The 293-nt window shown below is 35.8% G+C and carries 1 pseudogene; it reads left to right on the top strand.

Annotated features, from left to right (window positions below):
* A pseudogene (locus LQ622_RS14955) lies at positions 1-293 on the top strand (phospho-sugar mutase); the annotation flags it as partial.

Below are 293 nucleotides of genomic sequence, written 5' to 3'. Positions count from 1 at the left end.
GATTTACAGACGTCTTATCATTTGGAACGGCTGGTATTAGAAGTACCTTCGGTATAGGACCAGGTAGATTGAATAAATTCACGATTCAAAAGTTTGCGCTAGGCTTAGCTAAATATTTAACGCATATTTCAAATACGCCTAAAATCGTGATTCATTTTGATACACGTCATTTATCTAAAGAATTTGCGATAGAAATCGCGAAAGTATTAGGTACCAATGGTATTGAAGTTATCTTGCCAGAAACATACAAATCAACACCAGAACTGTCATTCGCAGTACGACACTTGAAAACA

The organism is Mammaliicoccus sp. N-M50, assembly GCF_022386995.1.
GTDB lineage: Bacteria > Bacillota > Bacilli > Staphylococcales > Staphylococcaceae > Mammaliicoccus > Mammaliicoccus sciuri_A.
This window is presented reverse-complemented; position numbering and strand designations above follow the sequence as displayed.